The 23021-nt window shown below is 67.0% G+C and carries 23 protein-coding genes and 3 tRNA genes; 6 read left to right on the forward strand and 20 right to left on the reverse strand.

Annotated features, from left to right (window positions below; genetic code table 11):
- Window positions 1-6 precede the first annotated feature (6 nt).
- Together ACODSL_RS11925 and sseA are read left to right on the forward strand one after the other, a co-directional pair.
- The gene (locus ACODSL_RS11925) at window positions 7-1005 is read left to right on the forward strand and encodes a cysteine synthase A (RefSeq protein ID WP_488900913.1); all 999 of its coding nucleotides are present in this window, start codon (window positions 7-9) and stop codon (window positions 1003-1005) included.
- A gap of 11 nt (window positions 1006-1016) precedes the next feature.
- Complete coding sequence (gene sseA / locus ACODSL_RS11930) at window positions 1017-1862, forward strand: 3-mercaptopyruvate sulfurtransferase (RefSeq protein ID WP_488900914.1); 846 nt, start codon at window positions 1017-1019, stop codon at window positions 1860-1862.
- Here sseA and ACODSL_RS11935 read toward each other — a convergent pair whose 3' ends face one another.
- Complete coding sequence (locus tag ACODSL_RS11935; protein ID WP_488900915.1) at window positions 1863-2948, reverse strand: amino acid ABC transporter substrate-binding protein; 1086 nt, start codon at window positions 2946-2948, stop codon at window positions 1863-1865.
- Between the two features lie 85 nt (window positions 2949-3033).
- On the opposite strand from ACODSL_RS11935, the gene metC reads away from it, so the two are divergent.
- Complete coding sequence (metC, locus tag ACODSL_RS11940; protein ID WP_488900916.1) at window positions 3034-4182, forward strand: cystathionine beta-lyase; 1149 nt, start codon at window positions 3034-3036, stop codon at window positions 4180-4182.
- 3 nt (window positions 4183-4185) lie between these two features.
- On the opposite strand, the gene ACODSL_RS11945 is transcribed toward metC, so the two are convergent.
- The 3 genes from ACODSL_RS11945 to ACODSL_RS11955 form a co-directional block, all read right to left on the reverse strand.
- Window positions 4186-4262, reverse strand: a tRNA-Arg gene (locus tag ACODSL_RS11945).
- 142 nt (window positions 4263-4404) lie between these two features.
- Entirely contained in the window at window positions 4405-4710 is a 306-nt protein-coding gene (locus tag ACODSL_RS11950; protein ID WP_488900917.1) for an ETC complex I subunit, read from the reverse strand.
- Between the two features lie 29 nt (window positions 4711-4739).
- Window positions 4740-4816, reverse strand: a tRNA-Pro gene (locus tag ACODSL_RS11955).
- Between the two features lie 189 nt (window positions 4817-5005).
- Between ACODSL_RS11955 and ACODSL_RS11960 the strand changes: the two genes are divergently transcribed.
- Together ACODSL_RS11960 and ACODSL_RS11965 are read left to right on the forward strand one after the other, a co-directional pair.
- Window positions 5006-6091: a phosphotransferase gene (locus ACODSL_RS11960; RefSeq protein WP_488900918.1), complete on the forward strand. Its 1086-nt coding sequence runs from the start codon at window positions 5006-5008 to the stop codon at window positions 6089-6091.
- An 11-nt stretch (window positions 6092-6102) separates the two neighbouring features.
- The gene (locus tag ACODSL_RS11965; RefSeq protein WP_488900919.1) at window positions 6103-7206 is read left to right on the forward strand and encodes an NAD(P)-dependent alcohol dehydrogenase; all 1104 of its coding nucleotides are present in this window, start codon (window positions 6103-6105) and stop codon (window positions 7204-7206) included.
- On the opposite strand, the gene ACODSL_RS11970 is transcribed toward ACODSL_RS11965, so the two are convergent.
- The 9 genes from ACODSL_RS11970 to ACODSL_RS12010 all read right to left on the reverse strand — a co-directional run bounded on the left by ACODSL_RS11970 (window position 7193) and on the right by ACODSL_RS12010 (window position 15061).
- A complete protein-coding gene (locus ACODSL_RS11970) occupies window positions 7193-7648 on the reverse strand; it encodes a PaaI family thioesterase (protein ID WP_488900920.1) in 456 nt (151 codons plus the stop codon). The genes ACODSL_RS11965 and ACODSL_RS11970 overlap by 14 nt on opposite strands.
- Entirely contained in the window at window positions 7645-8151 is a 507-nt protein-coding gene (locus ACODSL_RS11975; RefSeq protein WP_488900921.1) for a DUF192 domain-containing protein, read from the reverse strand. Before ACODSL_RS11975 ends, ACODSL_RS11970 begins: the two co-directional genes overlap by 4 nt.
- 38 nt (window positions 8152-8189) lie before the next feature.
- Complete coding sequence (locus ACODSL_RS11980) at window positions 8190-8810, reverse strand: cold-shock protein (protein ID WP_488900922.1); 621 nt, start codon at window positions 8808-8810, stop codon at window positions 8190-8192.
- 164 nt (window positions 8811-8974) lie between these two features.
- Window positions 8975-9049 (reverse strand) — tRNA-Glu (locus ACODSL_RS11985).
- A 102-nt stretch (window positions 9050-9151) separates the two neighbouring features.
- Complete coding sequence (gene recJ / locus ACODSL_RS11990) at window positions 9152-10954, reverse strand: single-stranded-DNA-specific exonuclease RecJ (protein ID WP_488900923.1); 1803 nt, start codon at window positions 10952-10954, stop codon at window positions 9152-9154.
- Between the two features lie 2 nt (window positions 10955-10956).
- Complete coding sequence (glpX, locus tag ACODSL_RS11995; RefSeq protein WP_488900924.1) at window positions 10957-11910, reverse strand: class II fructose-bisphosphatase; 954 nt, start codon at window positions 11908-11910, stop codon at window positions 10957-10959.
- A 56-nt stretch (window positions 11911-11966) separates the two neighbouring features.
- Entirely contained in the window at window positions 11967-13256 is a 1290-nt protein-coding gene (locus ACODSL_RS12000; RefSeq protein ID WP_488900925.1) for a homoserine dehydrogenase, read from the reverse strand.
- Window positions 13253-14473, reverse strand: coding sequence for an LL-diaminopimelate aminotransferase (locus ACODSL_RS12005; protein WP_488900926.1), 1221 nt, complete (start codon window positions 14471-14473; stop codon window positions 13253-13255). The genes ACODSL_RS12000 and ACODSL_RS12005 overlap by 4 nt, the downstream gene beginning before the upstream one ends.
- A gap of 117 nt (window positions 14474-14590) precedes the next feature.
- Complete coding sequence (locus ACODSL_RS12010; protein WP_488900927.1) at window positions 14591-15061, reverse strand: hypothetical protein; 471 nt, start codon at window positions 15059-15061, stop codon at window positions 14591-14593.
- 67 nt (window positions 15062-15128) lie between these two features.
- On the opposite strand from ACODSL_RS12010, the gene phaC reads away from it, so the two are divergent.
- Window positions 15129-17120: a class I poly(R)-hydroxyalkanoic acid synthase gene (phaC, locus tag ACODSL_RS12015; protein WP_488900928.1), complete on the forward strand. Its 1992-nt coding sequence runs from the start codon at window positions 15129-15131 to the stop codon at window positions 17118-17120.
- A 149-nt stretch (window positions 17121-17269) separates the two neighbouring features.
- On the opposite strand, the gene ACODSL_RS12020 is transcribed toward phaC, so the two are convergent.
- The 7 genes from ACODSL_RS12020 to ACODSL_RS12050 form a co-directional block, all read right to left on the reverse strand.
- Window positions 17270-17722, reverse strand: a complete 453-nt coding sequence (locus tag ACODSL_RS12020; protein WP_488900929.1) for a GNAT family N-acetyltransferase — start codon at window positions 17720-17722, stop codon at window positions 17270-17272.
- Window positions 17719-18666: an N-acetyl-gamma-glutamyl-phosphate reductase gene (argC, locus tag ACODSL_RS12025; protein WP_488900930.1), complete on the reverse strand. Its 948-nt coding sequence runs from the start codon at window positions 18664-18666 to the stop codon at window positions 17719-17721. The genes ACODSL_RS12020 and argC overlap by 4 nt, the downstream gene beginning before the upstream one ends.
- A 21-nt stretch (window positions 18667-18687) precedes the next feature.
- The gene (locus ACODSL_RS12030) at window positions 18688-19098 is read right to left on the reverse strand and encodes a VOC family protein (RefSeq protein ID WP_488900931.1); all 411 of its coding nucleotides are present in this window, start codon (window positions 19096-19098) and stop codon (window positions 18688-18690) included.
- A gap of 70 nt (window positions 19099-19168) precedes the next feature.
- Window positions 19169-19639, reverse strand: coding sequence for a 30S ribosomal protein S9 (gene rpsI, locus ACODSL_RS12035; protein ID WP_488900932.1), 471 nt, complete (start codon window positions 19637-19639; stop codon window positions 19169-19171).
- 3 nt (window positions 19640-19642) lie between these two features.
- A complete protein-coding gene (gene rplM / locus ACODSL_RS12040) occupies window positions 19643-20116 on the reverse strand; it encodes a 50S ribosomal protein L13 (RefSeq protein ID WP_488900933.1) in 474 nt (157 codons plus the stop codon).
- 170 nt (window positions 20117-20286) lie between these two features.
- Window positions 20287-21819: an alkaline phosphatase gene (locus ACODSL_RS12045; protein ID WP_488900934.1), complete on the reverse strand. Its 1533-nt coding sequence runs from the start codon at window positions 21817-21819 to the stop codon at window positions 20287-20289.
- Window positions 21820-21887: 68 nt separating this feature from the next.
- Complete coding sequence (locus ACODSL_RS12050) at window positions 21888-22919, reverse strand: COX15/CtaA family protein (RefSeq protein ID WP_488900935.1); 1032 nt, start codon at window positions 22917-22919, stop codon at window positions 21888-21890.
- Window positions 22920-23021 lie beyond the last annotated feature (102 nt).

The raw sequence follows: 23021 nt of genomic DNA on the forward strand, positions 1-23021 counted from the left end.
ACGCCTATGTCCGCTGCCGCCAGTGTCCTGGATCTGATCGGAAATACCCCGCTGATCCGGCTGAAGGCCGCCAGCGAAGCGACCGGCTGCGAGATCCTCGGCAAGGCTGAATTCCTCAACCCCGGCCAGTCGATCAAGGACCGCGCGGCGCTCGGCATTATCCGGGACGCGGAGGCCCGGCGTCTGCTGCGACCTGGCGGCCGGATCGTCGAGGGCACGGCCGGCAACACCGGCATCGGCCTGGCCATGGTCGCCAGCGCTCTGGGCTACAAGACCACGATCGTCATCCCGCGGACCCAGAGCCAGGAGAAGAAGGACGCCATTCGTCTGGCCGGCGCCGAGCTGGTCGAGGTGGATGCGGTCCCCTACTCGAACCCTGACAACTACGTGCGCTATTCCGGCCGGCTGGCCGATGAGCTGGCGAAGACCGACCCCAATGGCGCCATCTGGGCCAACCAGTTCGACAACGTCGCCAACCGCCAGGCGCACGAGCGCACCACCGGCCCTGAGATCTGGGAACAGACGAGCGGCAAGGTCGACGGGTTCATCTGCGCCGTCGGTTCGGGCGGTACGCTGGCGGGGGTGGCGGCGGTCTTGCGCGCCCGCAAACCGGACATCGCCATCGGCCTCGCAGATCCCGGCGGCGCGGCGCTCTACAGCTACTATACGACCGGCGAATTGAAGGCCGAGGGGACCTCGATCTCCGAGGGCATCGGTCAGGGCCGCATTACAGCAAACCTCGAAGGCCTGACGATCGACCATGTCTATCGCATCGGGGACGAGGAGATGCTGCGCATCATCTTCGACCTGGCGGAGCACGAGGGTCTGGTCATGGGCGGGTCAACGGGCATCAATATCGCCGGCGCCATGGCTCTGGCGCGCGATCTGGGACCCGGCCACACCATCGTGACCATTTTGTGCGACTACGGATCGCGGTATCAGAGCAAACTGTTTAATCCGGCGTTCCTCAAGGAACGCGGCCTTCCGGTTCCCGGCTGGCTCTAGGGGACCAATCGATGGCTGATCCGCTCGTTTCCACCGCCTGGCTCGCTGACCACCTGCAGGCGCCCGATGTCCGGATCATCGACGCCAGCTGGTACTTCCCGCAGGAGGAGCGCGACGCGAAGGCCGAGTACGCCCTGGCGCACATTCCCGGCGCGGTTTTCTTCGACATCGACGACATCGCCGACGAGACCTCTTCCCTCCCGCACATGCTGCCCAGCGCGGTGAAGTTCGCCTCGCGGGTCCGCAAGCTGGGACTGGGCGACGGGTCGCGCATGGTGGTCTACGACCAACTGGGCCTGCGCTCCGCCGCCCGCGTCTGGTGGACCTTCCGCGCCATGGGTCACCTCGATGTGGTGGTGCTCGACGGCGGCCTGCCGAAGTGGATCGCCGAAGGGCGGCCGACCTCGGACATGCCGGCGCCGCCGCGGGAACGGCATTTTACCCCTCGGCTCAGCTACGACCTGGTTCGGGATCTCGCCCAGGTTCGCAAGGCGCTTGAGACCGGCCGGGAGCAGGTCGTCGACGCTCGTCCCGCCGGTCGGTTCACCGGCGAAACGCCCGAACCGCGCGCGGGCCTGCGGAGCGGTCACATGCCGGGCGCGCGCAACGTCCCGTCCAGCGAGCTTCTGGCCCCGGACGGCACTATGAAGTCAGTCGCACAGCTGTCTGAAATCTTTGACAAAGCCGGCGTTGATATCAACAAGCCGATCATCACCAGCTGCGGATCGGGCATCACCGCCGCCATTCTGGCGCTGGGTCTCGCCCGCCTCGGCAAGGAGCGCACGGCGCTCTACGACGGCTCCTGGACGGAATGGGGCGGCCGCGAGGATGTCCCGGTGGTCACCGGCCCGGCCTGATCACCGCAACGGCGGCGAATACAGCAAGCCAGGTTTCACCGCGCTCCACAGCGCGTTCTGGCCGCGCTCCAGTTTCAGCGCCGAGTCCTTGCCGAGGTTGCGGTCGAACACCTCGCCATAGGAGCCCACGGCCTTGATGGCCCGGTAGGCCCACGCGTCGTCCAGTCCCAGCATGCCGCCGTAGCCTGTGTCCGCTCCCAGCAGGCGCCGCTCCTCCGGCGCCGTCGCTGCCTTGCGTTGCCGATCGACGCTCTCGCGGGTGATCCCCGCCTCCTCGGCCAGAATCAGGACGTTCAGGGTCCAGCGCACAATGTCGGTCCAGCCGGGGTCGCCCTGGCGCACGACGGGGCCGAGCGGCTCCTTGGAGATCACATCAGGCAGGAGCACATGGGCGGTCTGGTCGGCGAGGGTCGCCCTTGCAGACGCCAGGGCCGAAATATCGGCCGACAGCACGTCGCAGACGCCCTGCTCGTAATCCGCACGCGCCCGTTCCAGCGTCGGCGCCAGCACTGGCATCCAGTTGATCGAACGGGTCTTGAACCAGTCGCGCAGGTTCAACTCGCTGGTCGACCCCGACTGTACGCAGATTTTGGCCCCCGACAGCTCCGAGGCGCTCTGCAGTGAAAGGTCGCGTGGCGCAAGGAATCCCTGGCCGTCGTAGTAGCTGACGCCCGCGAAATCGACGCCTTCGCCCGCATCGCGGCTGAAGGTCCAGCTGGTGTTGCGCGACAGGAGATCGACCTGTCCCGCTTTCAGGGCCGCAAGCCGCATGTCGTTGGTCAGCGGTATGAAGGCGACCCGTTCCGGACTGCCCAGCACCGCGGCGGCGAGCGCGCGGCAGAAGTCGATGTCAAAGCCGCTCCAGCGCCCCTGTGCATCCCGATGGGAAAACCCCGCGAGCTCGGGATTGACGCCACACCGCAGGACTCCGCGCGCCTTCACGGCCGTCAGGGTCCGGTTTGCCGAAGCCGTCGCGCCGGCCTCATCAACGACCGGAGCCTTGTCCGGCGCGCTCGAAACCGGCGCCGTACGCTCGCAGCCGCTGGCCAGCGCGGCAAGCAACAGGGCCAGGGCGAGTCGTTTCACGGCGAGGCGTCCTTGATCGACGGCGCCAAGCCGCCCTATGGGAGTGGGCAACCATCGCTCCCCGACGCCAAGGCTGGCAACCCGCATGGACGAAGAAACACGCCTGATCCACGCCGGTCATGTCGCGGCCCTTCAAGCCAGGACGGTCAGTCCGCCGGTCCAGCGTGGCTCAACGGTGCTGCTGCCCAGCGCGAAGGCCCTCTACGACGGCACGCTGGGCTACGGTCGCGCCGGGCTGTCGGCGCAGTTCGCCTTGATGGACGCGCTCGCCGAGCTTGAAGGTGCGACCGACGTCCAGCTCTATCCGTCAGGCCTCGCGGCGATGACCGCGGCGATCACCGCCGTGCTCAAGTCCGGCGATCATCTGCTGGTGGTCGACACGGTCTACCGGCCGGTGCGCTATTTCTGTGATCGGGTCCTGGCGCGGTTCGGCGTCGCCGTTCAGTACTATGATCCCCGGCTCGACGCGGCAGGGGTGCTGGCGCTGGCGACTCCCGAAACACGCGCGATCGTCATGGAGTCGCCCGGCTCGCTGAGCTTCGAGATGCAGGACGTGGCCGCCATCGCCGCCGCCGCCCGCGCCCGTGGCGTGCTGACCATCGCCGACAACACCTGGGCCGCGGGCCTGCTGTTCAAGCCGCTTGCGCAGGGGGTCGATATCAGCGTCCAGGCCCTGACCAAGTATGTCTGCGGCCATTCGGACGTCTTCCTGGGTTCGGTCACGACGGCTGATCCGGCGACCGGCGCGCTGATCAAGGCCTCCATCGCCGACCATGGGTGGTCGGTGGCCCCCGACGACGCCTATCAGGCCCTGCGCGGCCTGCGCACCCTGGCCACCCGGCTGGAACGGCAGGGGGAGAGCGGACTGGCGGTCGCCCGCTGGCTGGCCGGGCAACCGGAGGTGCTGACCGTCCTGCATCCCGCCCTCCCCGGCGCGCCCGGCCACGCCCTGTGGATGCGCGACTACAGCGGGACCTGCGGCCTGTTCGGCTTCGTGCTGCGGCCCGGGTCGCCCGCGAAGGTCGAGGCCTTCCTCGATGCTCTGGAGATCTTCGGGCTGGGCTTTTCGTGGGGCGGGTTCGAGAGCCTGGCCATCAGCTGTGACAAGCAGCTGACCTCACGGACCGTCGATATCGCCTACGGCGGCCCGCTTATGCGCCTGCATGTCGGCCTGGAGAGCCCCGCCGACCTGATCGCCGACTTGCGCAAGGGCCTGGACGCCTACAGCGCCTGACCATGGCGACCCCAGCAGGACTCGAACCTGCAACCCCCTGCTTAGAAGGCAGGTGCTCTATCCGGTTGAGCTATGGGGTCTTCGACGGTGCTCTTGCGTGGTTCGAGACGCTCGGCCGGGGCCTCGCTCCTCACCATGACGAACAGTAGTGCAATCCAACCTGCTTCGTCATCCTGAGGAGCGGACCCCCAGGTCCGCGTCTCGAAGGACGCACGACCCCCGCTAATGCGTCCAGGACTGCCGGCGATTGGTGGCGAAGTTGTCGGCGTAGGCCTTGATGATCTTCTTCGGCTCTTTCGGCTCGAAAAGCTGGAAGGCGATGCCGTGGCGCTGGGCGTAGGCGACCGCCTCATCCCGTGTTTCGAAGGTCAGCCGCACCTGGCCGTTCATGTCGGTGGACTGGGTCCACCCGGTCAGCGGGTCGGTGCGCTTCGCGGCGGCCGGCTCGAACTCCAGGAGCCAGTCCTTCGTCTTGGCCTTGCCGGACTGCATGGCGGTCTTGGCGGGACGATAGATGCGCGCGAGCATGCGGAGCCTCCTGCGGTCAGTCGTTTCCGTGGTCGGGGCGAGAGGATTCGAACCTCCGACCCTCTGGTCCCAAACCAGATGCGCTACCAGACTGCGCCACACCCCGTAATCACGGAAGGGCTTGCTCTACAAAGCTTCGCGGCCGGTAGCAAACGTATTGCGCATGTCGGTTGCGGTTCCGTTGGGTGATCGGCCTAAAGATGGTTCCAGCGCCGCCAGGGATGGTCTAGCGGTGATTTCAGGGACCAGCCTTCGCCAGGCGGCGCCAAGTCCGTCGGCGATCGGGAAACACGACATGACGCAACCCGCCATCGCCGCCACCATCGACGCCGTAGACCCCGACTGGATGACGGCCGTGCTGCGGGCGTCCGGCGCTCTGCCAACGGGCCGGGTGACCTCGATTGACATTAAACCGGTCGGAAATGGCCTCGTCGGCGACAGCTACCGGATCACCCTGGGCTATGAGGGCGCACCGGAGACGGCGCCCGCCAGCGTGGTCGGCAAGTTCGCCGCCGCCGATCCCGGTAGCCGGGCCACGGGCGCGGCGTTCAATCTCTATGGTCGCGAAGTCGGCTTCTATCGCGAAGTGGCCTCGACCGTCGGGATCATCACCCCCCGGACCCACTTCGCCGGGATCGATCCGGAAACCTCGGCCTTCACGCTGATCTTCGAGGACTTCGGCCCGGCCCGGGCCGGCGATCAGCTGACCGGCTGTTCGATCGATGACGCCCGCACCGCGATGCTGGAGGCCGCGGCCCTGCACGCCCCACGGTGGAACGATCCCTCGCTGAAGGACATCGCCTGGCTGGCGTCCAGTCCGGACATGTTCCCGGCGATCATCGCCGCCCTGCCCGGCATAATCGGGGCTTTCCGCGAGCGCTACGACGGCGTCCTGGCCGACGAGCATATGGCTCTTGTCACCCGCCTTCCGGAGATCATGCCGCAGTTTCAGGGCGTGACCGAGGGACCGTTCACGGTCCAGCACGGCGACTTCCGGCTCGACAACATCCTGTTCGACATCCAGGGCGGAACCCGCCGCATGGGCACGCTGGACTGGCAGACGCTGGCCATCGGCCACGGGATGACGGACGTGACCTATTTCCTGAGCGCCGGCATTTCGCCGGATCTTCGACGCCGGCATGAGCGCGAACTGATCGGGCAGTATCACGAAGAACTGCGCCGGCTCGGTGTCAGTGACTACAGCGCGGCGGACTGCTGGACCGACTATCGTCGCATGGCGGTCCACGGCGTGTTCATGGGCGTCTTTTCGGCCATCGCGGTCGAGCGCACCGAGCGCGGCGACGCCCTGTTCCTGACCATGACCCGCGGGGCCTGCATCCAGGCGCTGGACCACGACACCTACGACCTCTGGACCGCTTGAGAGATTCGACCATGCAGGTAATCGCCGCCGTCGCCCGCGCCCCGGGCCAGGATTTCACGCTCGAGACCGTCGAACTGGACGAGCCGCGCGCCGACGAGATCCTCGTCCGCATCGCCGCCGTCGGCGTTTGCCACACCGACCTGGTCGCCCGGGAGGGCGGCATGCCCTTCTCGATGCCCGCCGTGCTGGGTCATGAAGGCGCGGGCGTGGTCGAGCGCGTCGGCGCCTCCGTGACCAAGGTCGTCGCCGGAGACCGGGTGGCCCTCACCTTCCGCTCCTGCGGCCAGTGTGACCGCTGCAAGAGCGGCGATCCCGCCTACTGCTATTCAATGCCGGCCCTGAACTACATCGGCATGCGGCCGGACGGGTCCAAGGCGCTGAAGCAGGGCGACACGGCTGTCTCGTCAAATTTCTTCGGTCAGTCGTCCTTCGCGACCTACGCCCTTGCCTACGAGGCGAACGTCCTGAAGCTGCCGGACGACATCCCCTTCGACCTTGCCGCGCCGCTCGGCTGCGGCGTCCAGACGGGCGCCGGCGGCATCATGCTGGCCCTGGCCTGTCCGACAGGCTCCAGCCTGCTGATCACCGGCGGCGGCGCCGTGGGCCTTTCGGCGGTCATGGGCGCGAAGATCCAGGGCTGCGGAACTGTCATCGTCGTCGAGCCGCACGCGGCGCGGCGGGCGCTGGCCACCGAGCTCGGCGCGACGCATGTCATCGACCCGGCCGCCAGTCCGGACCTGGCAGCGGCTGTCCGCGCGATCCTGCCCCAGGGCGTTGACTATGCCTTCGACACGACGGGCCGACCCGACACCCTGACCGCCATCATGGGCGCCCTGGCCCCCAAGGGGGTGCTGGGGATCGTCGGCATCCCGCCGGCGGGCACGCCGCTGCCCGGCGACCTCGGGACCGTTCTGACGTTCGGCCAGACCGTGCGCGGCATCATTGAGGGCGACAGCGACCCGGACGTCTTCCTCCCCGAGTTGATCGCCCACTGGAAGGCCGGCCGCCTGCCCGTGGAGAAGCTGGTGAAGACCTTCCCGTTCGCCGAGATCAATGCGGCCATCGCCGCGCAGCATCACGGCGACTGCGTCAAGGTCGTGCTCAGTCTGGCTTAGGCCGTGCGCCGGGCGCCGGCTGGTCCGCGCGCCGATGGACGGGCTTGAAGATGCCGGTGGCCCGCATCACGTCGCGGCTGCCGGTGTGGATTCGCCCCTCGACGAAGATCAGGTCCTTCGTCTTGCGGGTGACGACGGCCTCGCCGTAGACCCAGTCGCCGGCCCGGGCCATCGACAGGAAATCGAGCGACAGGTGCACGGTCACCGAGGCCGTGCCTGTTTCGCGGCCCACGGCGTTCGCCAGCACGCCATCCATGAAGGTCGACAGCATGCCGCCGTGGACGATGCCCAGGCTGTTGCAGTGCCGCTTGAGGACGAAGAAGGCGTGCTCCAGCCGATCGTTCTCGATGCGGTGAAAGAACGGCCCGTTGTGCGTCGTATAGGGGCCTCGGGCGCTGGGCTTGAACCCCTCCGGCGGCGCCGGAACGGTCTCGTCCGTCACTGGCCGAACATCGGGTGGTGAACCTGGTCGCCCAGGTCGATGCCAAGCTGTGCGGCGCGACCGCCGGCAAGCTCCAGGACGGCCTTCGCGTCGCCGCGTGAGGGTATGGGCGTCTCATCGAACGGCTGGGCCATGGCGGCGATCGAGATGATCCGGCCGTTAGCTCCGATGTAGATGATGTCGAGCGGGATGTAGGTGTTCTTCATCCAGAAGGCGCGTGGCGCGGCGCGTTCCCATTCGAACAGCATGCCGGCGTCGGGGGCCAGGGTCGTTCGATACATCAGGCCCTTTTCACGTTCGGCGTCGTCGTCGGCGATCTCGACCTTGAACGCCTTCACGCCGCTGGCGGTGTCGATCGTCAGGGGCTCCGTGACGGGCGTCAGCACGATCCGGGCGGGCGTGGTCGCGGCTGGCGAAGCCGCACTTTCCGCATGGCAGGCTCCGGCCATGGAAGCCGCAAGCAGGGCGGCGGCCAGGACAGCGGTCCGACCGGCGTTACGCATGTTCAGGATCAACGGGTTACTCCAGGAGCGATCGAGCGTCAGGACGCCGCGATTTCGGCCACAACAAGACCCTTGGGCCCCTCGGCGAAGCGCACCATCACGCCATCTCCAGGCTGCAGGTCATCAAGGCCGCTGCGGCGCAGCGTCTCGATGTGGACGAAGATATCCCCCGGCTGGGCGTCGCGCACCACGAAACCGTAGCCCTTGGTGCGGTTGAACCATTTGACGGTGCAATGCTCGAGCGGACCCTCAGCGTGCACGGGCGGACCCCGTCGCGGAGCCTCGCGTGACTCTCCGCCAAAGCCGCCACCGAACCGGTCGCGGCGGAAACCACCGCCAGACTCCTGGTCGAAACGGCGTTGGGGCCGTTCACCAACGGGCGGTGCGGCCGTCTCGTCCAGGTCAACGATGTCGGAAACCTGCCAGCCCTTGGTTCGGCGTACGACATCACAAATGATCACCGAGCCCTCGATGGCAGACTCGCGACCTGCGTTGCGCAGCGATGTGATGTGCAGAAGCACATCCTTCAAGCCGGTCTGGCTGGGATCGTCGGGAACGATGAAACCGTAGCCCTTCCCGGCATCAAACCATTTCACGCGGCCATTGATCCGCACGGATTCTTCGTGCGAGTCCTGAGCCTCGAAATCAAAACCAGACATTCCGCCCCTCTGCCCCATCCCGAAGTGCCGTTTGGACGAGGTCTTAGGTATAACACTGTTCTCGCGGGGCGAGAGCCGTCAATGCGGGAATTCGCCCAGACGATGACTCGGGCTTTGGGTGCGACAATTTGTCGCGATATTTTGGGAAAAGTCACTCGCGGCGGTGGTACGCCCTAGGGGAGTCGAACCCCTCTTACCAGATTGAAAATCTGGGGTCCTAACCGATAGACGAAGGGCGCCCGGTCGCGAGGAAGCGGCTGTATATTCGCGACTCCCGGGTGGCGCAAGCCCCTTGCGCAGGTCTTCACGTCTCTGCGCCGCCAAAGGCCGCGACCGATGAATTACAGCACCATCCTGGGGTCGGCGGCGTCCTCGATTTCCAGCTCGACACTTTGACGGCCCTGCCAGTCATCGGGCTTCAGCCGACCGACAAAATGCATCGATCCCCCGCCGGCCATGATCCGTGCGCCCATCTCGGTTTCGCCCGCTCGCCATGCCACGGCCTTGAGGCGTCCCCCCGAGGAATCCATCAGCGTACAGCGCACATGGCCGCCCTTGAGCATCATGGGACGCTCGATCCGGGCGTCGGCGACGGCGAAGGTGGGTTCGGGATTGCCCGGACCGAATGGGGCCAGGCGCTGGAACTCGGCGTACAAGCCGCGCGTCGCGCCACCGGGGCTGACCAGGGCGTCGATCTCGATAGCGTCCTGACCGGCGGCCTCGACCATTTCGTCGGCAAGCCGCTCGCAAAGGAAGGCGCGCAGATCGGGAATCATCGCCGGCCGGATGGTCAGGCCCGCGGCCATGGCGTGCCCGCCGCCGGCCAGCAGTAGGCCCTCGTCGAACGCGGCCTGCACGGCCCTGCCGAGGTTCACACCCGGCTGGGAGCGCCCCGAGCCCTTGCCTGTTTCTGACGGCCTGTCGATGCCGATCACGACAACCGGCTTGCGATAGCGCTCCCGCAGGCGAGCGGCGGCAATGCCGACGACGCCCGGATGCCATCCGTCTCCGGCCACGACGATGGCCGGCGCCTCGGGATCGAAATTGCTGTCCCGTTCGATCGATAGCACGGCCTCGTCGATGACCCCTTTCTCGACGTCCTTGCGCGAGGCGTTGAGGGCATCGAGCTGCTCAGCCAGATCGCGGGCTTCTTCGGGATCATCGGTCGACAGCAGGCGCGCGCCGAGGTCGGACCGCCCGATCCGTCCTCCCGCGTTGATCCGTGGGCCGAGAATGAAGCCCGCGTGGAAGGTCGTGGCGGGCCCCTGGGCCTTGGCCACGTCGAGCAGCGCCTTCAGCCCGGGATTGGCCCAGTTCGACATCGTCCGCAGCCCCTGGGCCGCGATGGCGCGATTGAAGCCGGTCAGGCTGGTGACGTCGCAGACCGCGCCCATGGCCGCCAGGTCGAGCCACTGGCGGATGTCCGGCTCCGAGCGGTCCTGGAACAGCCCCCTGCGCCGCGCCTCGCGGTTCAGGGCGGCCAGAAGTACGAAGGTCACCCCTGCCGCAGCGAGATGCCCCTGCCCCGATGTGTCGTCGGGCCGGTTGGGATTGACCAGGGCCGCGGCCGGCGGCTGGTCGCCGCGCATCAGGTGGTGATCGATGACCACGACATCGAGACCGATGTCTCTCGCCGCCACCAGGGCGTCTGTCGCCGCCGCGCCACAGTCGACGGTGACCACAAGGTCCGCGCCCTGCTCCTGCAGATGGCGGAAGGCGGCCGGGCTTGGGCCATAGCCCTCGATGATCCGGTCGGGCACATAGATGGCCAGCTCGCGGCCCATGGCCCGGAACCAGCGCACCAGCTGGGCCGCGCTCGAGGCGCCGTCGACGTCGTAGTCGGCGAACACGGCCGTTGGCCGGCCGGTCTCGACGGCGTCGACGAGGATCGAGGCCGCCAGATCCATGTCGGCGAACGTAGAGGGGTCGGGAAACTGCGCCTTCAGCGTCGGCGTCAGGTAGTCGGTTGCGCCGGCCGTATCGATGCCGCGCCCGGCCAACGCACGGGCCAAAGGCTCGCTGAGCCCATGGCGCATCTGGTGATCACGGATCAGCGCGGCGTCGGCGGGACGCCAGCGCCAGGCCCGTCCGGACAGCGAGCGGCGCACACCGAGGAAGCCTGCCTCCGGTGCGCCGTCGGCCATCGTCAGAGGGGCCGTTTCATCCGCACTTCACGCACGGTGCGGGTGGAGGAGTTCATCACCATGGTGTGGGTGAGGACAAATCCGGTCTCGAACTTGACCCCGTCGAGAAGCGCGCCGTCAGTTACGCCGGTCATGGCGAAGATGGCGTCGGCGCGGACGATCTCGTCGAGCATGTATTTGCGGTCGAGATCGGTGATGCCCCATTTGGCGGCGCGGGCGCGTTCGTCATTGTTGCGGAACACCAGACGGCCCTGGAACTGGCCGCCGACGCACTTCAGCGCCGCGCAGGCCAGTACGCCCTCCGGCGCTCCGCCCTGGCCGATGTAGAGGTCGACACCGGTCGAGGGATCAGCGGTGTTGATCACGCCCGCCACGTCGCCGTCGGTGATCAGATAGACCCGCGCGCCGACGGAACGCAGGCTGTTGATAATCTCGGTGTGGCGCGGACGGTCCAGGACGCAGACGGTGATCTGGTCAGGTTCAACGCCCTTGGCCTTGGCCATGGCGCGGACGTTGTCCGCCGGCGAGGCGTCCAGATCGATCACCCCCTCGGCGTAGCCGGGGCCGCAGGCGATCTTGTCCATGTAGGTATCGGGCGCGTTCAGCAGCGTGCCGGCCGGGGCCCAGGCCATCACGGCCAGGGCGTTGGCCATGGCCTTGGCCGTCAGTGTCGTGCCTTCAAGAGGGTCCAGCGCGATGTCGACGCGCGGGCCTTTGCCGGTGCCGACCTTTTCGCCGATGTAGAGCATCGGCGCTTCGTCCCGCTCGCCCTCGCCTATGACGATCTCGCCGTCGATGGCCAGATCGTTCAGCGCGTTGCGCATCGCGTCGACGGCCGCCTGATCGGCGTCCTTCTCGTCGCCGCGGCCGACCAGATGCCAGGCCGCGATCGCCGCCGCTTCGGTCACCCGGACCGCGTCCAGAACCAGTCCCCGGTCCAGCGTTTCAGAACTCATGAAAGTCAGTCTCCCGGCCCCTTCCCGGGGCGCTCTCCGGTGTTGTCGGAGGATTCTCAAATACGCGCGATGCGCAACAGGCGCGGACGCTCTAGCACGGACGGCAGTTTTTCGATGCGGTTTATCGCATCGGTCAGCACAGACTCCGCGATCGCGTGTGTCGTCAGCACGATCGGCACCCCGCCGGCGTCCTCAACCGGCTTCTGCAGGAAGCTGTCGATCGACACCCCGCATTCGGCGAGTGTCTCGGAAACGGCGGCAATGACCCCGGCCTGATCCTTCACCAGCAGCCGCAGATAGGCCTTGCCGACGCGCCGTGTGGGGGCGACGGCCACGAATGGCTTCAGCGCCCCGGCGGGACGCTGGAACACCGGCCGGGTCGGCAGGGTCATGACGTCGGCGATGTCGGCCGCGACGGCGGCAGCCGTCGGCCCGGCCCCGGCGCCTGGCCCCTGGATGAAGATCCGCCCGATCCGGGTGCCCTCGATGAACAGGGCGTTGAGCGCGCCGCGGGTTTCGGCCAGCGGGTGGCCCTGAGCCACCAGCGAGGGATGAACCCGCACCGCAACGCCGTCCGGCGTACGGTCGGCCGAGGCGATCAGCCGGATGCGGTATCCCAGATCCTTCGCCAGTCGGATGTCCAGCAGATCGACCTGGTCGATGCCTTCGATCTCGGCGGCGGCGAAATTGGGTGCGCAGCCGAACGCCAGCGCCGCCAGGATCGTGACCTTGTGGGCCGCGTCGAACCCGCCGACGTCCATGGTCGGATCGGCCTCGGCGTAGCCCATCCGCTGGGCTTCGGCGAGGACGTCGGCGAAGGATGCGCCGCGCTGTTCCATCTCGCTGAGGATGAAATTGCAGGTGCCGTTAAGAATGCCGGCGACGCCGACCACGTCGTCGCCGACCATGGCCTCGCGCAGCATCTTGACGGCCGGGGTGCCGCCCATGACGGCCGCCTCGAACAGCAGGGGCACGCCCGACGCTTCCGCCAGCGCGGCCAGTTCGGCGCCGTGCTCGGCGATCAGCGCCTTGTTGGCGGTGACAACGGGCTTGCCGGCCTTCAGCGCGGCCTCGACGGAGGCCTTGGCCGGACCGTCCGAGCCGCCGACCAGTTCAACGAACAGGTCGACGTCCGGCGACGTCGCCAGAGCGACAGGGTCGTCGAACCAGGCGAGGTTCGAAATGTCGATGCTGCGTGGCCGCGACCGCGATCTGGCCGTGACGCCCGTGATGACCGCCCTGCCCCCGGCCGGCGCGAAATCCGGCCGCTCCGACAGGAACTGCAGAAGTCCGCCGCCGACGGTGCCGAGGCCGGCGACGCCGATTCGCCAGGTCCGCGCGCTCATTGCGCGGCCACCGCATTGTGCGCCTTGGCGAGGATCCGTTCGGAGTCGGCGAGGAACTTCTTCACATTGCGCGCCGCCTGCCGGATGCGATGTTCGTTCTCGACCAGGCCGATGCGTACATAGCCCTCGCCGTACTCGCCGAAGCCCGATCCCGGCGCGACCGCGACGCCCGCTTCCTCGATCAGCATCCGGGAGAATTGCATCGAACTCACGTCCTTGTAGGGCTCGGGAAGTTTGGCCCATGCGAACATCGAGGCCGGCGGCGCGGGAATGTCCCAGCCGGCGCGCTTCATGCTGCTGACAAGGGTGTCGCGGCGCGACTTGTAGATGCCGCGGATCTCCTCGACGCAGTCCTGCGGGCCGTTCAGCGCGGCTGCGGCGGCCACCTGGATCGGGAGGAAGGCGCCGTAGTCCAGATAGGATTTCACCCGCGCCAGGGCCGCGCACATGCGCGCGTTGCCGACGACCATGCCCACGCGCCAGCCCGCCATCGCATAGGTCTTGGACAGGCTGTTGACCTCAACGGCGAGGTCCTTGGCGCCTTCGACCTGCAGGATCGACGGCGGCGGATTATTGTCGAAGTAGATTTCCGAATAGGCGACATCGGAGATGATCAGCATGTCGTGCTTACGGGCCAGCTGAACGGCGTCGCGGTAGAAATCCAGATCAACCCACTGCGCGGTCGGGTTCGACGGATAGCTGAGAATCAGGATGCTGGGCGGCGGCGCCGAATGCTTCACAGCGCGGCTGATACCGGCCAGATACTCTTCCGGCGACAGGGCCGGCACGTGGCGGATCACGCCGCCGGCCATGATGAATCCGAACGCGTGGATCGGATAGGCAGGGTTGGGGCAGATGATCACGTCGCCCGGGGCGGTCAGGGCGTTGGCGAGGTTGGCGAACCCCTCCTTGGAGCCCAGGGTCGCGACCACTTCGGTGTCGGGGTTTAGCGACACGCCGTAGCGGCGCTCGTAGTAGCCCGCCATCGCCCGCCTCAGGCCGATGACGCCTTTGGAGGCGGAATAGCGGCCGGCCTTGGGGTCGCGGGCGGTCTCGATCAGTTTGTCGACGATATGCTTGGGGGTCGGCATGTCGGGATTGCCCATCCCGAAATCGATGATGTCCGTTCCTTCGGCCCGAAGCTTGGCCTTGATACGGTTCACTTCCTCGAAAACGTAGGGCGGCAGACGCCGGATACGGTGAAACTCGGTGGTCATTATAGGGCTCTCTGCGCCATCACCGGCGCTCTGGGAGCGGAGGTCGCGCATGGATAACCCCCGGAAGGGGCGACTCCAAGCAGGTTCAGGGAATTTCTTGCCTCCGCCGCGCCGGATTCACCTCGGCGACGGAGGCGGGGTAGCTCGCTTGCGCAGGGCGCGGGCATAGGCCTCCGACTCGGCGATCTCGGCGTCGGTGGGGGCGTGCAGGTTCAGCGGATTGGCGTCGACGCGCGCCTGGGCCTCAAAGGCCTCGGTCGCCGTCAGGCTCCAGGTGTCTTCTGCCACGCTCCGGGCGGTGTAGACGCCTTCGGCTTCCTGATCTTCGATCGCGGCCCGCCAGGCCTCCGAATTGCGCACGTCATCGGGGATCTGGGGAATTCCGGCGAAGGTCGGCCAGGGGCCGGGATGCTTCAGCGCCTCATCTACCTGGGCGGCCGCGGGCGACTTGGGGTCGGTCGTGGCGCTGGTCCCGGGCTCCAGTTTCGGCAGGTCGGCGCAGGCCGTCAGGCCGCCTGCCACGCCCGCAAGGAGCGCCAGTCGCAAGGATCGCCAGAAAGTTCGCGCATCGCCGTTCATATCGGTCACGGTCTTATGCCATGATCAGGTTCAGCGAAAGGGCGCGAGACGCCCACGCACCGGGAAGGACGCACGCATGGCAGGCTCTAGCGGCAAGACTACACCCCCGAAGACGGCCCCGAAGAGGTCTTCGACGAAGAAACCCGCCGCAAAGCCCGCCGCGCCGACGGCTGCGGCGAAAGCCGCAAAGCCCAGGCCCGCCGAATCGCCGAAGACCACGCCGCCGCCTCAGCCGTCCCCTCTTTCGTCGTTCGACTATGCCGCGGCGCCCGATCCGGCCGCGTTTCTGTCTTCGGAACAACGAGAGGCCCTGGAAAAGTTGTCGGCCAATCTCGCCCGCGCCGCGGTCACGGCGCAGGGCGCCATCGCCGAGGCTGCCCTGCGCCAGGCTGACAGCCCCGCGGCGCTCAGTCCGGACCCCTTCCATGTCGGCCCGGCCCTGACCGATGTCATGGGCCGCCTCGCGGCGCAGCCTGATCGCCTGATGCGGGCCCAGGCCGACCTGTTTTCGCGCTATCTGGACCTCTGGCAGACCACGGCCCGCCGCATGGGTGGCGAACAGGTGGAGCCCGTCATCACCCCGCCAAAGGGCGACAAGCGCTTCAACGATCCGGAATGGGGCGCCCATCCCGTCTATGACGTGATGAAGCAGTCCTACCTGTTGACCAGCGGCTGGCTGAACGATCTCGTCTCTGAAGTCGAGGGCGTCGACCCGCTGGAGAAGCGTCGCGTGGAGTTCTTCATCAAAATGCTGACGGACGCGATCTCGCCGTCGAACTTCCTGATGTCCAATCCGGCGGCGCTCAAGGAGGCCATGACCAGCGGCGGCGAAAGCCTGGTTCGGGGCATGGAAAACTTCGCCGAGGACCTGGCCCGCGGCGGCGGCCAGCTGCAGATCAGCCAGACCGACATGGAGCAGTTCAAGGTCGGCGAAAACGTCGCCACCGCGCCCGGCAAGGTCGTCTACCAGAACGACATCCTGCAGCTGCTGCAGTACGAACCGACGACCGAACAGGTGCGCGAGATCCCGCTGCTGCTGTTCACGCCCTGGATCAACAAGTTCTACATCACCGACCTGCGCCCCGATAACAGCCTGATCCGCTGGCTGACGGCCCAAGGATTCACCGTCTTTGTCACCAGCTGGGTCAACCCGGATGAGACCCTCGCGGCCAAGACCTTCGAGGACTACCTGGTCGAGGGCATCTATGACGCCACGACCCAGGTGATGAAGCAGTGCGGCACGGACCGGGTAAATACGGTCGGCTACTGCATCGGCGGCACCCTGCTCTCCTGCGCCCTCGCCCATATGGCGGCCAAGGGCGACAAGCGCATCCAGTCGGCGACCTTTTTCGCGGCCCAGCAGGATTTCGAGGAGGCGGGCGACCTCAGGCTGTTCGTCGACGACGCCTGGCTTCGCTCGATCGAGGAAACCATGGACCAGTCGGGCGGCTTCCTGCCCGGCAAGTCGATGGCCGACACTTTCAATTCGTTGCGCGGCAATGACCTGATCTGGTCGTTCTTCGTCAACAACTACCTGATGGGCAAGGAACCCAAGCCGTTCGACCTGCTGTTCTGGAACAGCGACCAGACGCGCATGCCCAAGGCGCTGCACCTCTTCTATCTGCGCAATTTCTACAAGGACAACGCGCTGTCGAAGGGCGAGCTGACCCTCGCCGGCGTGAAGCTCGACCTGCACAAGGTGCAGACCCCGATCTATGTGCAGTCCTCGCGGGACGACCATATCGCGCCGTTCAAGAGCATCTATCGCGGGGCGAAACTGTTCGGCGGGCCGGTGAAATTCACCATGGCCGGCAGCGGTCATATCGCCGGGGTCATCAACCACCCGGATGCGAAGAAGTACCAGCACTGGACGAACGACGACCTCCCCGCCACCGTCGCCGAATGGCAGGCCGGCGCGGTCGAGCATCCCGGCAGCTGGTGGCCGCACTGGGCGGCCTGGCTCAACGAACGGTCCGGCGAAATGGTCCCCGCGCGGGATCCGTCGAAGGGCCCGCTCGGCAAGCCGCTGGAAGATGCGCCCGGGAGCTTCGTGAAGGTCAGAAGTTAGTTCTTCCTCCCCACGCCGTGGGGAGGGGGACCGCCGGAGGCGGTGGAGGGGCTGCGCCAGCGGCACCGGAAAGACCGGAATTCAGGACAGAGCGGCTCGCCTAGGCGCTGCCCCCTCCACCATCCTTCGGATGGTCCCCCTCCCCCTCGCTAAGCTCCGGGGAGGATTAGTTCAAATTTCGGCCGTTCCCAGCTGATCCCGTCGCCGGGCGGTGAGACGCCGATGTCGATCGCGCCCATGCGCCGGTAGAAGCCGGCCGCGTCCGGGTTCGAGCTGATGATCACACGTCCTGCGCCGAGCGCCCTCGCCCGGTCGGCCATATGGTCGAACAAGCGGCGGCCGACGCCGGTCCCCTGGCTGTCGTTCGCGGTGAAGAACAGATCCAGTTCCTGGTCCGCGCCGTGCGGGATCAGGACGTAGAAGCCGGCGACCGCGTGAATGTCCTGCGCCAGCCAGACCTCATGGTCGTCGTCGGGCACCGACCAGCCGGCGGCGAAGCCGAAGATCATCGATCGGGCCGCGGGCTGCCGGTAGCCGTTGCTGACAGCCATCATCGCCCGCAGGGCCGGCGTGTCCGCGACGACCGCCCTACGGACGATCAAAGGCCGGCGGCCTCGGGCAGGCCTAGCATCAGGTTGAGGTTCTGCACCGCCGCGCCGGAGGCGCCCTTGCCCAGATTGTCGAGCAGGGCGACGAGCCGGGCCTGACGTCCTTCGTCGGAGCCGAACACGAACAACTGCATACGATTGGTGCCGTTCAGGCCCTCGGGGTCGAGCGTCCTGAGCGCTTCGCAGACCTTGAGGGGCACGACCTCGACGAACTGTTCGCCGCGATAGTGTTTCGTCAGCGCCTCATGCAGGTCCTTCAGGTCCGGCCCGTTGCCCATCTGGGCCAGATGCAGCGGAACCTCGACCAGCATGCCCTGGGCGTAACGGCCGACGGCGGGCGTGAACAGGGGCCGGGTCAGCAGGCCGGAGCGGACCTGCATCTCCGGCACATGCTTGTGCTCCAGGCCCATGGCGTAGATGCGGTACGGCGCCTTGGTATAGGTCGGGCTGGCCTCATCCTCGAATTCGGCGATCATCGGCTTGCCGCCGCCGCTATAGCCACTGACGGCGTTGACGCTGACGGGATGGTCGGCAGGCATGAGGCCGGCCTGGACCAGCGGACGGATGAGGGCGATGGCGCCGGTTGAATAGCAGCCGGGGTTGGAGACCCGTTTGGCCGTCTTGATCGCCGGCCTCTGGCTCTTGCACAGCTCGGGGAACCCGAAGGTCCAGCCGTCAGCCGTGCGGTGCGCGGTCGAGGCATCAATGACCTTGACCGCTGGATTGGTGATCAGGCTGACGGCCTCGCGCGCCGCGTCGTCCGGCAGGCAGAGGATCACCGCATCGGCGGCGTTGATGAGCTCGGCGCGGGCGTCCACGTCCTTGCGGCGCTCTTCGGCGATCGACAGCAGGTCGATATCGGTGCGGCCGGCAAGCCGCTCGCGAATCTGCAGCCCGGTTGTGCCGGCTTCGCCGTCGATGAAGACCTTGGGGGTCATCGCTTTCGTCCTTGCTCGTCGCTAGTCCACGACGCTCACGCCGGGAGGATAGTAGGTCACTTCAAAGCGGATCCCGTCTGGATCCTTCATGAACAGCGCTCGCGCGCCGCCCAGATTCTGTATCTCGGGCGCCTCGAACCCGGCAGCTCGCATGGTCGCCTGGATGCGCTGCACGGTCTGTTCGTCTGGTGCGCCGAACCCGACGTGGTTCAGACCGGGAGCTCGTCGCCCGTAGTCAGCCGTATCCGCATCCGCCTGCAGGATCTGAAGGAAGAACCCGTCAGGCGTCCCCCAGTTGCCGGTCCTCGTTCTCGAAAACCCCAGCGCCGGCAACAGCGCAGCGTACCAGTTGGCGCTGTCCTCCAGCGAACGCACCATCAGGGTGAGATGATCGACCTTCAGCGCCGGCGAATGAACGACGGGGTTGCTCATGCTTCGCTCCAAAGAAAAAGGGCGCTCCGGTTTCCCGAAGCGCCCTTTCGCAAACCGTGTTCGCGAACGACTAGCGCTTCGAGAACTGGAAGGAGCGGCGGGCCTTGGCCTTGCCGTACTTCTTCCGCTCGACGACGCGGCTGTCGCGGGTCAGGAAGCCGTGCGGCTTCAGGGCCGTGCGCAGCGCCGGTTCGAAGTAGGTCAGGGCCTTGGAGATGCCGTGACGCACGGCGCCGGCCTGGCCCGACAGGCCCGAACCTTCAACCGTGACGATGACGTCGAACTGGCCGACCCGGTCGGTGACCTGGAACGGCTGGGCGAGCATCATCCGCAGCACGGGGCGGGCGAAGTAAACTTCCTGGTCCCGGCCGTTGATGGTGATCGAACCCTTGCCCGGCTTGATCCAGACGCGGGCGATGGCGTTCTTGCGCTTGCCGGTCGCATAGGCGCGACCGTACTTGTCCAGCTTCTGGACCGCGGGCGCGGCCTCGGGAGCGGACGACAGGCTCTGGAGAGCGTCGAAACCTTGAGCTTCGGCCATGATCTATTGGCTCCGGACGTTCTTGGCGTTGCGTTCAGCGAACGCGACGGGCTCAGGGCTCTGCGCCTGGTGGGTGTGCTCGGCGCCGTTGAAGATGCGCAGGTGGGTCAGCTGCTTGCGGGCAAGCGGGCTTTCCTTCGGCAGCATGCGTTCGACGGCCTTTTCCAGGACGCGCTCGGGGAAACGACCGGCCAGTTGCTTTCCGGCAGTGATTTCCTTGATGCCGCCCGGGTGACCGGTGTGGCGGTAGTAGATCTTCTGGTCGAGCTTGCGGCCCGTGAACTTCACCTTCTCGGCGTTCACCACGACGACGTAGTCGCCGCAGTCGACGTTCGGAGTGTAGTCAGGACGGTGCTTGCCGCGAAGACGCATGGCGATGAACGACGCGAGGCGGCCAACGACCACATTCTCGGCGTCGATCACGATCCACTTCTTCTCGACCTCGGCGGGCTTCAAAGAAGCCGTGGTCTTCATCATGGGACTGATCCGTTGCAGGCGGAGACAAGCGGTCCCCGACGTGAGGGCGCGCTGTTACCCGCGAGCGCCGGCCCTGTCAACAACGGCACGATCACTTTCCGCCGCAACCCTTATGGCGCAAGGGAATTCATGATGCGGTATCCTGATACCACACCCTCGAAAGGCCGGATTCAGAGCCCGAAAGGAAAGCGGAACCGCTTTTTTGGCTTCTCCGCCGCCGGAGATGCCGGTGCAGCACCGTCAAGGCCCAGAGCATGCCGGGCGACATGAAAGGTGTAGGTCTCCTCGACCACGCCCCGGAACAGATAGGCCTGGGGACCGATCGCATAGATCGCCACATCCTCGCCGCTGTGGGCGGCATTTCGGAGACCGATAGCGGCGGCCTGGCGGTAGTCAGGACTGGTGGTGTCGACGTCGGCGGGGTTCTCCCGATCGTTCACGCCGTCGGGCCCGCCAGGTCCGGTCGCGAACATCAGGGTCGTATAGGGCTTGCCGTCGAGTCCCTTCGTCGGTTCTCCTTCGTCGGTGGCGATCCCGAGGATCGGGGAATTGCGGTTGGCATACCCTGTGAGGACCAGGCCGTGGCTATGGTCCGCGGTGACGATCACCAGCGTATCCTCAAGGTCGACCACGCCCAGGGCCGCCTTCACCGCGTCCGCGAACGCAACCGTCTCGGTCACCGTGCGGCCAGCCATGCCAAGATGGCTGGCCATGTCGATCCGGCCGCCCTCGACAAGCAGGACGTAACCGTTGGGGTTCTGTTTGAGGATCTCGATGGCCTTGAGCGTCATCGCGGCGAGTGACGGGACGCCCTGACCGGACACGGGCCGGTCAACTTCGTACGGCAGATGCTCGTTGGCGAAGAGGCCCAGCATCCGGGTGGTCGGCGTGACCGGCGCCGCCATCATCTCATCGGCCGTCGCGACATAGACGGCTCCAGGGCCGCCCGACTCACGCCATTCGCGGGTCAGGTCACGATCGTCGGCCCGCTTTCCGTCGGCGCTTTCGGGCAGAAAGCGCGACCGGCCGCCGCCCAGCGCGACATCGACGCGCGAGGCCAGCGGCGCTTCGACTAGTTGCCGGGCGATATCGATGCAGCCGGCGGCCTTGGCGTCCGGCGACATGTCCGCGTCGCCTTCCCAGTCACGGTAAGGCGTATGGGCGTAGGCCCCGGCCGGGGTCGCATGCGTGATCCGGGTGGTCGTGACCACGCCGGTCGACCGGCCCGAGGCCTTGGCGATGTCCTCAAGATTGAGCGCCATCGCGCCCTGCGCTGAAGCACAGTCTTCGCGCACCGCGGACGAGGTGAGCCCGATGATTCCGTTGCGGGTCTTGACCCCTGTCATGATCGCGGAAATGCCGGCCGCGCTGTCGGTCACCTGGACATCGGCGCTGTAGGTCTTCGACAGGGCCAGATAGGGGAAGGTCTCGAACACCAGGCTGTTGGATTCGCCATCGACGCCGCGCTTCTGTCCTTCGAAGATGCGCGAGGCGGCCACGGTCGACAGGCCCATGCCGTCGCCGAGGAAGATGATGACGTTCCGCGCCCGACCCGTGTTGGGAACGTGGGCGAGATTGGCGGACAGGCGCTGGGCCGAGCCCGCGAAATAGGCGTCGCCGGTCTGGCTTGAGGGAAGAGCCTGCGCCAGGGCGCCGGACGCGCTCAAGGCGGCGACGACAATCAGGCTGGCGAAGTAGCGCATGGAACAGCTCCGGCGGTGGGGCCATCTAGGACCGCGGCGGCCGGACACGCCAGCCGATCACAAAAATTTCAAACTCGCCGGACTCGCCAGGCGAACACTGTGGCGGCCCCGAGCAGGATGGCGGCGCCCAGCTGATGCAGGATGCCCAGCCACAGCGGTACGCCCGCCATCAGGGTCGCGACGCCGAGGCCCGCCTGCATCAGCACCACGGCGCCGACCACCAGGCCGAGAAGACGGGTCTCTTCGGCGAGGTAGCGCGCGCGCGCGGCCAACCCGGCAATGGTCAGCCCGGCCGCAAGCAACAGATAGGCGCCGATCCGGTGGTGGAACTGGACGGAGGCCTGATTGTGCGCGAGCGTCGCCCACAGGCCTTCTCCGGCGTAGTCCTTCGGGAACAGCGCGCCGTTCATGAGCGGCCAGTCGTTGTAGATGAAGCCGGCATGCGCGCCGGCGACGAGCGCCCCGAGCAGGCTCTGCACATAGACCGCGCCGAGGAAAATCAGCGATCCCGCCCGCCAGCGCGTTGGATTCTCCTGCCGGGGCTGGCCGGCATTGGCGTCGAGCGCAGTCCAGACCAGCAGAACGAAGAGCGCCAGGGCCAGGCCCAGGTGCGTCGCCAGCCGCTCGGGCGCGACCGACACCCGGCCGGCCAGTCCGCTGGCGACCATCCACCAGCCGACGACCGCCTGCATGGCGAGCAGTCCGAACATCGCGCCGCAACGCCAGATCAGCCTTCGGGGAATGCTGCGCCGGATGAGAAAGACCACCAGCGGCACGGCGAAGGCGGCGACCACCAGCCGGGCCAGCAGGCGATGCGCCCACTCCCAGCGATAGATCGACTTGAATTCCGCCAGGGTCATGCCGCGGTTGAGCTGCTGGTACTGCGGGATCTTCTGGTACTTGGAGAACTCGTTGCCCCAGGCTTCCTCGCCCATCGGCGGGATCGCGCCGGTGACCGGCTTCCATTCGGTGATCGACAGGCCGGACCCGGTTAGACGCGTCGCCCCGCCGACGACGACCATCGCCAGGACGAGCACGGCCACCGCGAGCAGCCAGACAGCGACCGGGCGGGACCGGTCCGAACGCAGAAACGAGGTCATGGCGGGCTATCTAGTGTCAGTGCACGGCCGGATAAGGGCGGCGATCCCTACCCTCCTCGCGCGATACCGTCCAGAGTCGTGACGTCGCCGCGGTCGCCTGTC

The sequence above is a fragment of the Caulobacter sp. FG121 genome, from assembly GCF_057809815.1.

Excerpts from the sequence above, each read along its gene's own strand:
- ACODSL_RS12000 (WP_488900925.1), bottom strand. The coding sequence starts at position 13,256 with ATGAGCGCGCGGACCTGGCGAATCGGCGTCGCCGGCCTCGGCACCGTC.
- metC (WP_488900916.1), top strand. The coding sequence starts at position 3,034 with ATGGACGAAGAAACACGCCTGATCCACGCCGGTCATGTCGCGGCCCTT.
- argC (WP_488900930.1), bottom strand. The coding sequence starts at position 18,666 with ATGACCCCCAAGGTCTTCATCGACGGCGAAGCCGGCACAACCGGGCTG.
- ACODSL_RS11950 (WP_488900917.1), bottom strand. The coding sequence starts at position 4,710 with ATGCTCGCGCGCATCTATCGTCCCGCCAAGACCGCCATGCAGTCCGGC.
- glpX (WP_488900924.1), bottom strand. The coding sequence starts at position 11,910 with ATGAGTTCTGAAACGCTGGACCGGGGACTGGTTCTGGACGCGGTCCGG.
- ACODSL_RS11925 (WP_488900913.1), top strand. The coding sequence starts at position 7 with ATGTCCGCTGCCGCCAGTGTCCTGGATCTGATCGGAAATACCCCGCTG.
- ACODSL_RS12050 (WP_488900935.1), bottom strand. The coding sequence starts at position 22,919 with ATGACCTCGTTTCTGCGTTCGGACCGGTCCCGCCCGGTCGCTGTCTGG.
- ACODSL_RS11960 (WP_488900918.1), top strand. The coding sequence starts at position 5,006 with ATGACGCAACCCGCCATCGCCGCCACCATCGACGCCGTAGACCCCGAC.
- ACODSL_RS11965 (WP_488900919.1), top strand. The coding sequence starts at position 6,103 with ATGCAGGTAATCGCCGCCGTCGCCCGCGCCCCGGGCCAGGATTTCACG.
- rplM (WP_488900933.1), bottom strand. The coding sequence starts at position 20,116 with ATGATGAAGACCACGGCTTCTTTGAAGCCCGCCGAGGTCGAGAAGAAG.
- rpsI (WP_488900932.1), bottom strand. The coding sequence starts at position 19,639 with ATGGCCGAAGCTCAAGGTTTCGACGCTCTCCAGAGCCTGTCGTCCGCT.
- recJ (WP_488900923.1), bottom strand. The coding sequence starts at position 10,954 with ATGGCCGACGGCGCACCGGAGGCAGGCTTCCTCGGTGTGCGCCGCTCG.
- ACODSL_RS11980 (WP_488900922.1), bottom strand. The coding sequence starts at position 8,810 with ATGTCTGGTTTTGATTTCGAGGCTCAGGACTCGCACGAAGAATCCGTG.
- ACODSL_RS11975 (WP_488900921.1), bottom strand. The coding sequence starts at position 8,151 with ATGCGTAACGCCGGTCGGACCGCTGTCCTGGCCGCCGCCCTGCTTGCG.
- ACODSL_RS12005 (WP_488900926.1), bottom strand. The coding sequence starts at position 14,473 with ATGACCACCGAGTTTCACCGTATCCGGCGTCTGCCGCCCTACGTTTTC.
- sseA (WP_488900914.1), top strand. The coding sequence starts at position 1,017 with ATGGCTGATCCGCTCGTTTCCACCGCCTGGCTCGCTGACCACCTGCAG.
- ACODSL_RS12030 (WP_488900931.1), bottom strand. The coding sequence starts at position 19,098 with ATGAGCAACCCCGTCGTTCATTCGCCGGCGCTGAAGGTCGATCATCTC.
- phaC (WP_488900928.1), top strand. The coding sequence starts at position 15,129 with ATGGCAGGCTCTAGCGGCAAGACTACACCCCCGAAGACGGCCCCGAAG.
- ACODSL_RS12045 (WP_488900934.1), bottom strand. The coding sequence starts at position 21,819 with ATGCGCTACTTCGCCAGCCTGATTGTCGTCGCCGCCTTGAGCGCGTCC.